Annotated in this window: 12 protein-coding genes; 7 read left to right on the forward strand and 5 right to left on the reverse strand. The window is 45.0% G+C overall.

From position 1 onward, the window contains the following. Positions 1–67: 67 nt before the first annotated feature. Entirely contained in the window at positions 68–1,720 is a 1,653-nt protein-coding gene (locus tag IM753_RS04780) for an ABC transporter substrate-binding protein (protein ID WP_065256862.1), read from the reverse strand. 342 nt (positions 1,721–2,062) lie between these two features. Continuing rightward, entirely contained in the window at positions 2,063–3,352 is a 1,290-nt protein-coding gene (locus tag IM753_RS04785; RefSeq protein WP_065256863.1) for an adenylosuccinate synthase, read from the reverse strand. 230 nt (positions 3,353–3,582) lie between these two features. On the opposite strand from IM753_RS04785, the gene IM753_RS04790 reads away from it, so the two are divergent. After that, the gene (locus IM753_RS04790; protein WP_065256864.1) at positions 3,583–4,020 is read left to right on the forward strand and encodes an HIT domain-containing protein; all 438 of its coding nucleotides are present in this window, start codon (positions 3,583–3,585) and stop codon (positions 4,018–4,020) included. A 243-nt stretch (positions 4,021–4,263) separates the two neighbouring features. On the opposite strand, the gene IM753_RS04795 is transcribed toward IM753_RS04790, so the two are convergent. Next, positions 4,264–4,755 (reverse strand): septal ring lytic transglycosylase RlpA family protein, encoded by a 492-nt coding sequence (locus IM753_RS04795; protein WP_065256865.1) that lies wholly within the window; start codon positions 4,753–4,755, stop codon positions 4,264–4,266. A 589-nt stretch (positions 4,756–5,344) separates the two neighbouring features. Here IM753_RS04795 and IM753_RS04800 point away from each other — a divergent pair. The 4 genes from IM753_RS04800 to IM753_RS04815 all read left to right on the forward strand — a co-directional run bounded on the left by IM753_RS04800 (position 5,345) and on the right by IM753_RS04815 (position 8,526). After that, positions 5,345–5,761 (forward strand): DUF4377 domain-containing protein, encoded by a 417-nt coding sequence (locus IM753_RS04800; protein WP_065256866.1) that lies wholly within the window; start codon positions 5,345–5,347, stop codon positions 5,759–5,761. Between the two features lie 164 nt (positions 5,762–5,925). Beyond that, positions 5,926–6,771, forward strand: coding sequence for a 16S rRNA (adenine(1518)-N(6)/adenine(1519)-N(6))-dimethyltransferase RsmA (rsmA, locus tag IM753_RS04805; RefSeq protein WP_065256643.1), 846 nt, complete (start codon positions 5,926–5,928; stop codon positions 6,769–6,771). A 32-nt stretch (positions 6,772–6,803) separates the two neighbouring features. Beyond that, complete coding sequence (locus IM753_RS04810) at positions 6,804–7,652, forward strand: symmetrical bis(5'-nucleosyl)-tetraphosphatase (RefSeq protein ID WP_065256644.1); 849 nt, start codon at positions 6,804–6,806, stop codon at positions 7,650–7,652. 37 nt (positions 7,653–7,689) lie between these two features. Beyond that, positions 7,690–8,526: a peptidoglycan DD-metalloendopeptidase family protein gene (locus IM753_RS04815; RefSeq protein WP_172823644.1), complete on the forward strand. Its 837-nt coding sequence runs from the start codon at positions 7,690–7,692 to the stop codon at positions 8,524–8,526. Between the two features lie 151 nt (positions 8,527–8,677). On the opposite strand, the gene IM753_RS04820 is transcribed toward IM753_RS04815, so the two are convergent. Both IM753_RS04820 and xseB read right to left on the reverse strand, forming a co-directional pair. After that, a complete protein-coding gene (locus IM753_RS04820; protein ID WP_065256645.1) occupies positions 8,678–9,355 on the reverse strand; it encodes a TerD family protein in 678 nt (225 codons plus the stop codon). A gap of 15 nt (positions 9,356–9,370) precedes the next feature. After that, positions 9,371–9,595, reverse strand: coding sequence for an exodeoxyribonuclease VII small subunit (gene xseB / locus IM753_RS04825; protein WP_227514754.1), 225 nt, complete (start codon positions 9,593–9,595; stop codon positions 9,371–9,373). A 426-nt stretch (positions 9,596–10,021) separates the two neighbouring features. Between xseB and IM753_RS04830 the strand changes: the two genes are divergently transcribed. Both IM753_RS04830 and IM753_RS04835 read left to right on the forward strand, forming a co-directional pair. Beyond that, positions 10,022–11,476: a DASS family sodium-coupled anion symporter gene (locus IM753_RS04830; RefSeq protein WP_194108786.1), complete on the forward strand. Its 1,455-nt coding sequence runs from the start codon at positions 10,022–10,024 to the stop codon at positions 11,474–11,476. Positions 11,477–11,670: 194 nt separating this feature from the next. After that, positions 11,671–13,509, forward strand: a complete 1,839-nt coding sequence (locus IM753_RS04835; RefSeq protein ID WP_065256647.1) for a phosphoenolpyruvate carboxykinase (GTP) — start codon at positions 11,671–11,673, stop codon at positions 13,507–13,509. Positions 13,510–13,556 lie beyond the last annotated feature (47 nt).

Raw genomic sequence — 13,556 nt, forward strand, 5'->3', positions numbered from 1 at the left:
TGATGGTCAAAAATCATAAACAGCAAACACAAATCACCAACAGGCGATTTGTGCTGTCATGACATGATTAGTGTTTGGCGATTTTCCAGTCTTTGACTTGCCATGTATTTTGTGGGTCGTTGCTTGAATAGCCCAGAACATATGGTTTTACCAAACGAGGTGATACATAGTGATAGACAAAGATGGTCGCGCTGTCCTTGTCCAGCACCGCCTCAGCTTGGTGATATAACTGGGCACGTTGTTCTGCTGTTACATCTCCCCCCAAAGTACCATTCATCAGACGGTCAAACTCCGGGCTGTTATATTTGCCATAGTTGTTAGAATCGGTTGAGACGAATGTATTTAGGAACGTTGATGCTTCGTTATAGTCAGCACACCAGCCCCCACGAGAGACTTGATGTTTTTGAGTACGCCGAGTTTCAAGATAAGTTTTCCACTCTTGGTTGTTAAGACTTACCTCAACAAAGCCCAAAGAATCCTTCCAAAACGATGCCGCTGCCACTGCCAGCTTTTTGTGTGACTCTGAGGTGTTATACAGCAGTTCAAATTTTAAAGGGTTAGATTCGTTAAAACCTGCTTCATTAAGTAGCTTTTTAGCCTCCTCTATGCGTTTGGCTTTATCCCATGCCCTCCAATCAGGTTCATAATCTATCATGCCTGCGATGGCGTTTGGCGTGTATTGATAAGCCACCGTCTGACCTTGTGCCAAGATATTGTCCGTGATGATGTCACGGTCTAGTGCCAATGACAACGCCTTACGCACACGTACGTCATCAAACGGGGCTTTGGTGTGGTTAAACTCATAATAATAAGTACATAACTTCGGCTGAACCTTGACCTGCTCGCCCAGCTCGGATTGGAGCTGTTTAAACTGCTCTGACGGCAAAGAATCTGCCGTGACGTCCACCTCGCCTGCCTTATAGCGAGTCACGTCGGTAACCTCCGATGGGATAGCCAGTAGCGTGACAGTATCGATGGTAGTCTTGGCATCGTCATAATAACTGGCATTACGCTCTAACACAATACGCTCATTAACCTGCCAGTCTTTTAGGTTGTAGGCACCATTAACGACATAGTTGCCTACCGCTGTCCATTTGTCGCCATGTTGTTCTACCGCTCTTTGATTGACTGGTTTGACAGATGTATGGATGAGCGTGTCAGGCAAATAAGGCACAGGCTCAGACAAGGTGATTTCAAGCGTTTTGTCATCAATGGCTTTGACACCCAGCGTATCAGGATTTGCCTTGCCATCCACGATGTCCTGAGCATTGACCACTTTGACCGCCGCCAAATAAGTAGCATAAGGCGATGCTGTTTCAGGATTTACCAGACGCTGAAAACTATACACAAAATCCTGAGCCGTCACAGGGTCGCCATTTGACCATTTGGCATCACGGATTTTAAACACCCACACTTTATTATCATCACTCTCCCATGATTCTGCCATGCCTGCCACGGTATTGCCGTCTGCATCCGTTGATGTCAGACCAACCAATAGCTGGCGGATGATATTAGACTCTGGCACGCCTGATACTTTGTGCGGGTCTAGCGACTCAGGCTCGGCGGCGTTGTTAATGGTCACCTCTTGTGTATCGGCAAGTTCGCCTGTCACAACTGATGCACTGCCTGATGCGTTGGTATTTGACTCGTTGTCGCCACAGCCAAATAAGGCAAGACTAAGCGAAACGAGCAAGGCTGATGGTGCAAATTTTGCATTCATGGGGATGTCCTTATGTCAGAAAAATGAATTGACTTTTGTAATCTGGGTCATGACACGCCACCGTTCATCCTTTTGCTAAGCCCTATCCATTTGTCAAGGTTTTATAAAGCAAAACCTTTTAAAAATCATTTTTAAAACAACAAATAACATGGCTCTTAAAAACAGAGAATCATTCTCATATTTACGGCAAATATAAAAGGTAGGCATGCCCCACGCCCAAATGACAACTAAATATAATCGTTTTACAACCCCAAAGTCAAGAATTTTTTAAAGATTATGACAAAATAATGACAACAAAAAACCACTTATTGTAAAAATAAGTGGTTTTTGTGTTAAAAAATATCACGCATCAAATGGGTCTCTTAGCACAATCGTTTCTGCTCTGTCCGCCCCTGTTGAGATGATATCCACAGGACAGCCCACAAGCTCTTCGATGCGCTTGATGTACGTTTTGGCGTTGTCTGGCAAATCATCAAACTTGGTGATACCGATTGTGGACTCCGTCCAGCCTTGCAAGGTCTCATACACAGGCGTTACTTTGGCATAATACTCAGCATCATACGCCCCCTTAATCTCGCCTTCTGGCAAGGTATAGTCCGTGGCGATTTTAATCTCGCTAAGACCGTCTAGCACGTCAAGCTTGGTTAGGCAAATACCGCTCATGGAGTTTAGCACGACCGCACGTCTAAGTGCCACCGCATCAAACCAACCGCAACGTCTGGCACGCCCTGTTGTCGCTCCAAACTCATGTCCCACCGTTCCTAGATGCTCGCCCACATCATCAAACAGCTCTGTCGGGAAAGGTCCTGAGCCGACACGGGTGGTATAGGCTTTGGTGATGCCAAGCACATAATCAAAATACAAAGGACCTAGACCTGTGCCTGTTGCCACGCCCCCTGCGGTGGTGTTTGAACTGGTTACAAAAGGATAAGTCCCGTGGTCAATGTCAAGCAAGGTACCTTGAGCCCCTTCAAACATCAAATTCTCGCCTGCCTGACGGCGTGTTTCTAGCTCGTCTGTTACGTCCACCACCAAGTCTTTTAGCTCGCTTGCCCATTCTTGGCATAGAGCAAGGGTGGCATCATAATCAATCGCTTCGGCTTTATAGTACTGGGTTAAAGCAAAGTTATGATATTCTAAGATATTTGCCAATTTGTCCGCCAAATCACTACGGAACAAATCCGCCACACGCAAGCCACGGCGAGCCACTTTATCTTCATAGGCAGGACCGATACCACGACCTGTTGTGCCGATTTTGCCGTTGCCACGCTTTAATTCACGGGCTTGGTCAAGGGCGGTGTGATAAGGCATGATGAGCGGGCAGGCAGGCGAGATACGAAGTCTTTCACGCACAGGCACGCCTTTTTCGGATAAGCCTTTCATCTCTTTTAGTAGAGCATCGGGGGCTAGTACCACGCCATTGCCGATAAAGCAGGTTACGCCTTCACGCAAAATCCCCGATGGAATAAGATGCAACACCGTCTTTTCGCCACCAACAACAAGCGTATGCCCTGCATTGTGTCCGCCTTGATAGCGTGCCACGGCAGTTGCTTTTTCGGTCAATAAATCCACGATTTTGCCTTTGCCTTCATCGCCCCACTGACTGCCAAGCACGACAACATTTTTACCCATGTCTTTCACCTTAATTTAAGTTAAACCAATGCCAAATTTTGGCGTTTTTCCTATCTAGTTTAACACACAATCAAGGGGGAAAACTAGCTTAAATTGAACAAATTTTGAAAATTTATCAAATCAATTTAAATTGATAAAAACTTGCAAAATTTTGCCAAAGCCCTTAAAATTTTTACCAAAATCATGTTACAATATCCTGTTAAAATTCATAATTAAAAAAAGGCGAATCCATGTTTCAGTTACACCCCACGCTTGCCAAAGACACATTTTTGGTTGGCGACTTACCGCTGTGTACCGTGCGTTTGATGAATGACTGTCAATTTCCTTGGCTGATTTTGGTGCCACGTGTCTCAAACATCAAAGAAATCTACGAGCTGTCTGACGCTGACCAAGTGCAATTTTTGCGCGAATCAAGCTGGGTATCTAGCCAAATGGCGAAAATCTTTGGGGCGGACAAAATGAACGTCGCCGCCCTTGGCAATCAAGTGCCACAACTACACTTTCATCATGTCGTCCGCTATCAAAATGACGCTCGCTGGCCTAACCCTGTTTGGGGTTGCCCTGCCATCGCCTACACCCCCGAAGTCTTGCAACACATGAAACAGACTCTGATGATGGCACTCCGTGGGCATCATGAAATGCCCTTTGACTGGAAATTCAACATTTAAGCTGTTGATTTTCCAAATTATACCCCATTCTCAACTTTATATCAGTGATTGATTTATTAAGGGCAAATTGCAATTCGCCCCTACGACCAAAAAATAATTATTGAAAAATCAACAAGTTACTATTTTAAGTTGAGAATGAAGTAAATTATATTGGCAGTTAGCACCAAAACGAAAAATCCGTCATTATGCCCAATGACGGATTTTTGTGGTCTTTAAAGATGATTTAATCGCTTGTCTTATCAATCACTTGTCTTGTTCAAGTGCCAAATTAATCGTGCCATCTTGATTATTTTCGCTTGTCTTTTGCTCATCTTGTGCCAATTTATCTTTGGCAAGGCTGTCTTTGGCTAGCATCACATCGCCAGCCTTATCTTGTTTGGTGTTTTTGGCATCTTTGTCCACAGGTTTTACTTGCACTTTTACCAAACCAACCGACAACGGAGCAAGCTGTTTAAAGGCGTTTTTGGTTAGGTCAATACGCCCTGCTTTACCAATGCGGTCATTGACTTTACAAGTGATGGATTTGCCCGTTTTGGCATTGGTAACTTCCACATACGTCCCAAGTTTGTAGCGGTTGGATGCACAGGTCATGCCATTATTGCTAAATACTTCGCCATTGGCAGTTTTGCGACCATTAAATTTATCAGCATAATAAGACGCCGTGGTTGAGTGGGCAGATGCCTGCATGCCGATTAGAGCGGTCAAGGTTAAGGTAGTGATGTTAAATAAACGCATGATTACTCTCTTGGTTGATGGTATTATGGATAAAATGAATAAAACACGCCTGCCATTGATGATGTTTTTATTAGGGCGTGCCTACCATTGATAACATTTTATAAAATAAGATGAAAATTTGACACGCCCCAAAACAAACAAATCCATTAACTGTCAATGCTACAAAAGTCAATGTCTACAAAAATAGTTTGGCAAGCAAAGGCTGACTATTATAACAAATTTATGGGCTTATCTTGTTAAGCGATTGCTATTTTTTGTAAAAACAACACCGATATGCAAACCAAAGAAGCAACATACAGCCTAAAACTTAGCACAAATCAAGATTGAGACAAAGCCATCCCATGCTTTTATTTTTTAAAATACAAATCAAAATACAATATATCCCAAATTAAACTCATCACATGTTCATTTTTTGTGAAAAAACTGTCTAAATATAAGGCAAAATCAACGCTTTATTACTTTTTATTACATTTTAAAAAGGATGTAGCAATAAAAAAGGTCTACAATAAATTTGCAGGCAATGGCTTATCTACTCATTTTGTCTTTGCCTTGCTAAATCATTTTATCACAAACACCCAAAGGATGTCCCATGAAAAAAATCATCGCACTATCATCTATTATTGCTTTAACACTAACTGGTTGTGCTGGCACTCAGCTTGACAATACTCGTGTTAAAACCGTTGAAGGCGAAGTCAAAGCCGTTAAAGTGGTTAATATTCCAAGTTTTGATATTGAAATCGCCCCACGCAAAGCCACTTGTCAGCTGACCGACACCGCAGGCAATGCCGTTGCCAGCGAATGCCTACAATACCGTCGCACCCACGAGCGTAACTACAATGTACTAAGTGGCAACATCGAAGGATTTACCTTTGAAGAAGGTAACCGTTATGTGCTAAACATCAGCCAAACGGCAGTCAATGACGAAGCTGCGGGCAAAGTTGTTCCTGTATGGAAACTAAACAACATCGTCTCAGTTACTCCTGAAATCATCAACCCTACACAGTAATTAGCGTTTGCCAATTATTGTTTGGTTGTAAAGACTTTGTTTTAAAAGTTAGTTCAACCCATCTTTGGGCGAGCTTACCGTCATAAAATGACTGGTTGGTTCGTCCAATTTTTATTTTTTGGCAAAGGGTGTTATAATTGGCTAAATTTTAAGACAAACGCATCATGACCATTCGCACGCCAAAAGAATTTAACCATGCCCCCAGAAAACGCTTTGGGCAAAACTTTTTACACGACACAAACATCATCCGCCAAATCGTTGATAGCGTTCGCTTATCTCGCACCGATAACTTGCTAGAAATCGGGCCGGGGCTTGGGGCATTGACCGAGCCACTATTGGCAGAAGTGGATGGCATGACAGTCATCGAGCTTGACCGTGATTTGGCAAATGGTCTAAAAATCAACATCGGGGCGAACAGCCATCCTGATTTTACCATCATCAATGACAACGCCATGCACATTGACTATCGCACGCTTGCCGAGCAGGTGGGGCGTGGGGCGTTTCGTGTGGTGGGCAACCTACCCTATAACATCTCCACGCCCATTTTATTTCGCTTGTTAGAATTTAGCGATGTCATCACCGACATGCACTTTATGCTTCAAAAAGAAGTGGTGGATCGCATCACCGCCGAGCCAAACACCAAAGCCTACGGGCGACTGTCTGTCATCATGCAGTATCATTGCACCACTGATTATCTTTTGACCGTGCCAAATGGGGCGTTTAACCCCCCGCCAAAGGTAACGTCTGCCGTGTTTCGCCTAACGCCTTTTAAGGTCAAGCCCTTGCAAGCCCAAGATGAGAAACTCTTTGCCGATGTCGTGCGTGAGACCTTTAACCACAGACGCAAAACTTTGCGAGCAATTTTTAAAAGTGTGAACATGTTGCCGATATTGGACGATGATGATTTTGCCAAGGCGAGCATCAACCCCCAAGCCCGCCCCGAAACGCTGAGTGTGGCAGATTTTGTGCGACTGTCCGATGTGGCTTTTGAAAAATTAAAGCAAACTTGATACAATAAGATAAATTGATATAATAAAACCATATGACAAAAAATTTACAAAAAACTTATCGCCATGAATACGTCATTGGCGACTTGCAGGGCTGTTTTAATGCTTTTAACCGTTTGCTTGTTGCTTTGGATTTTGATGAAACCCAAGACAAGATTTGGCTATGCGGCGACATCGTGGCTCGTGGGGAAAACTCCCTAGACACCCTAAGACAAGTCAAGCGTTTGTCCGACATCGGGGCATTAACCACGGTGCTTGGCAATCATGACATCACGCTCATTGCCACATGGCGGGGCGTTTTACCCATCAAACCCAAGGACAACACCGCACCGATATTTGTCGCTCCCGACTGTGATGAGTTGTTGGACTGGCTACGTCATCAGTCGTTTTTGGTATATCCCAATGACACAACGGTACTGACTCATGCGGGCATACCGCCCCATTGGAAGGTCAAAGATGCCAAAGGTTATGCTAATGAACTAGCACAAGCCTTTGGTGGTGATTTGGATGAGCTTGATAAGCTGTTGCCCAATTTATACAGTAAAGCCACCGAGCCTTGGTCGGATGAGCTGATAGGTCATACTCGCCTGCGACTGATTGCCAACTACTTGACACGCATGCGACTGTGCGACAAACATGGCACGCTTGAATTTTCTTTTAAAGAAAGTCTTGGCGACACCATGCCTTTGGGCTATCGTCCTTGGTTTGATTGGGAAGTGGCACGCAAACGCAAGATTCTGTTCGGGCATTGGGCAGCCCTAGAAGCAAAGATTGCCACCCAACACGTCCGTGCCTTAGATGGGGGCTGTGTGTGGGGCGGTAAACTTGTCGCCTATCGCCTTGCTGATGAGCATATTATTACCGTCAGTGGCTTTGATGCTTGACAACTATTTTACCAGATACTTGATAATGGGAGCAACCATGATTGAATCATCTTATTGTACCAACACCCCATCTCATGCCTTAACTGGGAAAAGTGGATTTTCTAACATGTCATTGGGAGTGGTCATCACGCTGGGACTGGCACTATCTGCCTGTGCCAACAAACCCACCTACCAACAAAATAACGCCCAAACCACCATCACGCCCCCCGTCAGCAGTCCTGCCAGACAAGGTGTACCCCAACGCTATCAAGTCCAACGTGGCGACACCGTCTCAAAAATCGCCGCTCGCTACGGTCTTAATTGGCGTGAAGTCAGTCGCATCAACCGCCTAGACAGCAATCACACCATCCGTGTGGGGCAGTGGCTGACCCTATGGCACACATCAAATCCCGCCCAAGCTGGCACAACCACCACCATCACCCAAACACCCGCCACAGCAACCACGCCTAGGGTCATCACGGTCAAAAATCCCATGGTCGGCAATGTTGGTGTCATGAAATTTGACTATCCTGTGGGCAGAAACAACAAAATCGTTCGTCACTTTGGCGAGATTAGCAACATTAACGGCATTAACACCAAAGCCGAAGGCATGTGGTTTACGGGCAGTAATAACGACATCGTGCGTGCCACTCGCTCAGGCACAGTCGTGCATGCTGACAACACTAACACAGGGGGTATTATCACCATCTCACACTCTGATGGCTTTGTCAGTAGCTATCTGCATGTCAAAGATGTGAGTGTCCGCAAAGGGCAGAACATCGGTGTGGGCGACCTCATCGCCAAAATGAAGCAACAACAAAACGGGGCAACCTTATTAGAATTTCGTATCGCCAAAAATGGCGTGTACATTGACCCTGTGACGGTATTAAAATAATCGGCATGATGGGGCAAATTGCAGTTTGCTCCATGCCAAGGCGTTGTGTTTACTGCATGGCCAGTTGCAAAAGCACCTTATAAACAACGCCAAATAACATCATCAAGGCGTGCTTATCTGGCACACCCTACATGCTACATGCCATAACGCATCAAAACCCACTTGCCAGTTTATCCAACTCATCAGCCAGTTTGGCAGGATTAAATGACGTGCCCAAAACTTTTTGTGGGGCGGATATTCTAAAATCATCGCCATCACGTTCAACGACCCACGCCACAACACCGTGCTCGCCTGCGGTGATTGTTGCCAGCTCATAGGCGTGAATGATGCTGTCGTCATCACTGATTTTTGTGATGCCTTTTTTGGCTTGGAAAAGCGGATGCTTGTGATGGCTTGACATGACAAACACCAACCGCTGTGCCTCACTGGGCAACTCATTTAGCTTAACACTTATTAACTCCTGTGGCATGAGCGTCTCTTCAAAGTGACCTGCCCCTGCCAGCGACCCAACATGACGCACGCTCTCATCAGCACTTCGCACATTGCCATACCAAATCTTGTCCAACACCTGATGTGAGCCATCTAGCATCACGCAGGACAAATCGATGTCCATGTCAAGCGTTGGCGAGCGAAACGGGGTTAGCCCCTTTAGCAGGGGGATTTTTCTGACAAAAGCAAGCACGCCTGTTTTTTCAAATTGACATGCTTCATAATTGACAGACACCGTCAAAGTCCGTCCATACACACCAAGCTCGGTCAAGGTTTTGGGTTCAAAAAAAGTTTTTAAGGACGGGTTGTCCTTGTCTTTGTGTTGGTTAAAATCAGTCATAAACTTATCAATGGGTTAGTTTTTTAGGGCGGTCTCATCAAAGGCATGTTTTAATGCCTGCTCTACGGCGTTAATGCGTTCTTGGCAGACTTTATAAGCATCAATGGACTGCTCTACCACGCTCACTAGGTTGTCAATGTCTAGTGTCTGACTTTGTTCTAGCGAGTCTGCGTTGTGCTTTAAGATGTCGTAGGCTTCTTTAAAAGTCATCAAAGATGGGGTATCACTGGCTTGGGACATGTCATTCTCAGGTAATTTTCTTGGATAATTTTAGACAAATAAAATCCCATTTTACCCAATCACTTCTTATCAAGCAAGTAGATTTTGTCAAGCCCACTGTCTTTATTGTAAGTATTTTTGTTACAAACGGACTTACCAAGAACGGATTTACCAAGTAAGTTGGGTACGATTCATTTTAAAAACAAAACCAACAAACTATTTTCAAACGATTACAATTCTGTTATCATAGCTTAAATTTATGTAAACGTGCCATTTTATCAATATTTGGCATGGTACAGTCAAACACGCCAATACCAACGCACATGACACCACAAGGAACCATCAGTCATGATGTGTTGATATTGGCATTTTTATGCATGCTCACTAATTGACCTTTCAATGACTGATTTTCAAGCGATGACATGTATTTGATGAAAAAGGAAAATCATGACTGACTCTAAAAAACCCCACAACGACGAACACGTCTCCGAGCTTACCTTAGACACCGACTTTATGGGTGACAGTAACGACGAAACGCCATCAGGTGTCATCACCAAAGACGCCATCAAGGGCATGATTATTTTTGCCGTCGCCACCATCGTCTCCATCATATTATATCAAGTCATGCCGTTTGGCACCGACGTCAATAAAGGCTTGGCGATACTTGTCTTTATCGGCACATTATGGCTGACCGAAGCCATTCACGTCACCGCCACTGCCATCTTAGTGCCGATTCTTGCGGTGCTGGTTGGCGTGCCTGAGTTTGACACCAAAAAAGCCTTGGTAAGTTTTGCCGACCCCATCATCTTTGTATTCTTTGGCGGTTTTGCCCTTGCTGCCACGTTGCATGTGCAAAAACTTGACCGCAAAATCGCTTTTGGCTTGGTCAAACTGGCAGGGGGCAAGCTGGGCTTGGCGGTGTTTTACATCTTTTTTGCCACCGCCATTTTGTCCATGTGGATTAGCAACACCGCAACTGCCGCCATGATGTTGCCATTGGCATTGGGACTTTTGGGGCAGATTGACAAAGAAAAAGACCGTTCTACCTTTTTGTTTGTCCTACTAGGTATCGCCTATTGTGCCAGTATCGGCGGATTGGGCACGATGATTGGTTCACCACCAAACGGTATTGCTGCCAAAGCATTGGAGCTTAGTTTTATAGAGTGGATGAAATTTGGTGTACCGATGATGCTTGTCATGCTTCCGATACTGCTTGGGGCGATGTACGTCTTTTTAAAACCCAACCTAAAACAGAATGTGGTCATGACCGATGAGATCATTCCATGGACACCATCACGCATTTTAACCATCGTTGTCTTCGTGGCTACTGCCCTATCATGGATTTTTGGCAAACAACTCGGTGAGATGTTCGCCTTTAAATCCCCCGACACCATCATCGCTCTATCAGCAGCGGTTGCGGTGCTTGCCTGCGGTTTGGTCAGCTGGAAACAAGTGTCTGATAATACCGACTGGGGCGTACTCATGCTCTTTGGTGGCGGTATCGCTCTATCTAATATCATGAAAGACTCGGGTGCCTCTGCCTTGCTTGGCGAGCAAATCGCCAATGCCTTATCGGTTGCACCGATATTTGTAGTTATTTTGGCAATCACTGCATTCATTATCTTCTTGACCGAATTCACCTCAAATACCGCCTCTGCCGCCTTACTTGTGCCACTATTTGCTCCGATTGGCGTACAGCTTGGTCTTCCCCCTGAGGCACTTATCATGGTCATTGGCATCGGCGCTTCTTGTGCGTTTATGTTACCTGTTGCCACACCACCAAATGCCATCGTCATGGGCACAGGATACATCAAACAAAAAGAGATGATGCAAGTTGGTCTTATCCTAAACTTCATATCCATTGCCATCGTTACAATATGGGCTTTTTTCTTTTTAAGATAGTCTCTTGACTTTAATATATCAGTACTTAACCTAAAATGAACATATTCAGATATGTTCATTTTTTTTGAAAATACATTCATTTTTTAAAAAAATAAATATTACAATTCATAAGAAAATATGGTTTAATAGCGTATTTTTTTAATTCTACTGATAAATAACTCACCATAAACCCACTTTTATCAAGCGAGATTTTTATGACCACAATCACTCTAAACACTCCTGATTTTGTTCGCCATCAAGCCATCATTGATTGGGTTGCTAAGATTGCCAAACTGACCAAACCTGCTCGCATTGAGTGGTGTGATGGTTCACAAGAAGAGTATGATCGCCTAATCCAACTCATGATTGATAATGGCACAATGGTCAAACTGAATGAAGAGAAACATCCTGATTCTTATTTGGCATTTTCTGACCCATCAGATGTGGCTCGTGTTGAAGACCGCACTTTTATTTGTAGCGAAAAACAGATTGACGCAGGAGCAACAAATAACTGGAAAGACCCAAATGAGATGCGTGCCATCTTAAATGACAAATTTGACGGTTGCATGGCGGGGCGTACCATGTATGTTGTGCCATTTAGTATGGGCCCTTTGGGCAGCCATATTGCCCACATTGGTATAGAGCTGACCGACAGTCCTTATGTGGTTGTCAGTATGCGTAAAATGGCTCGCATGGGCAAGGCAGTTTACGAGGTGCTGGGCACAGATGGTGAATTTGTTCCGTGTGTGCATTCTGTTGGCAAGCCATTGGCAGATGATGAAAAAGATGTGGCATGGCCATGCAACGATGATAAGTATATTGTTCACTACCCAGAAACTCGTGAAATATGGTCATTTGGTTCAGGCTATGGCGGTAACGCCCTGCTTGGTAAAAAATGCCTAGCCCTACGCATTGCATCTGTCATGGGTCGTGAACAAGGTTGGCTTGCCGAGCACATGCTTATCCTAGGCGTAACGAACCCCGAAGGCAAAAAGCACTATGTGGCAGCTGCCTTCCCATCCGCCTGTGGCAAAACCAACTTCGCCATGCTTATCCCACCAGCAGGCTATGAAGGCTGGAAAGTCGAAACCGTGGGCGATGACATTGCTTGGATTAAACCATCGGCGGACGGCAAACTATACGCCATCAACCCCGAAGCAGGTTTCTTTGGTGTCGCCCCTGGCACCAACACCAAAACCAACTCCAACTGCATGGCATCGCTATCGCATGATGTCATCTATACCAACGTTGCCATGACCGAAGATGGCGAAGCATGGTGGGAAGGCAAAACCAAAGAAGTACCAGACAATCTCATCAACTGGAAAGGCAAAAAGCATGACGGCACCGAGAAAGCCTCGCACCCCAATGCCCGCTTTACCGTATCGGCAAGCCAATGCCCATCGATTGACCCCAACTGGGAAAATCCCGAAGGCGTGCCAATCTCTGCCTTTATCTTTGGCGGTCGCCGTGCCGACACCGTGCCACTCATCTCTGAATCCCCCGATTGGATTGATGGCGTATATAAAGCCGCCACGATGGGTTCTGAAACCACCGCTGCCGCAGTTGGTCAGCAGGGCGTTGTCCGCAGAGACCCATTTGCTATGCTCCCATTTGCTGGCTACAACATGGCAGACTACTTCACTAACTGGCTAGAAATGGGCGAAAAACTAGAAAAATTAACTAAAGAACATGGCACGCAACTGCCAAAAATCTTTAAGGTTAACTGGTTCCGCCGTGATGAAAATGGCGACTTCGTATGGCCGGGTTTCGGACAAAATATGCGTGTGCTAGAATGGATCATCAACCGCTGTGAAGGCAATGCCAATGCTCATGCCACACCGATTGGTCTTGTGCCGACTTATGAAGACCTAAATTGGACGCATTCTGACTTTACCAAAGAAGACTTTGAAACCGTTACCCGTCAAAACAAAGATGAGTGGGTCAAAGAAATCCAAAGCCACAAAGAGTTGTTTGACAAATTGGGTGAGCGTATGCCACAAGCACTAATCGACCACGCCGACAAAATCCTAGAAGGCGTACAAACCATGTCATAAGCAATAATATGACATCTTTTGGTACAAAAAACGCTCCAATAAATTTG

This window comes from Moraxella sp. K127 (assembly GCF_015223095.1).
Classification (GTDB): Bacteria; Pseudomonadota; Gammaproteobacteria; order Pseudomonadales; family Moraxellaceae; genus Moraxella.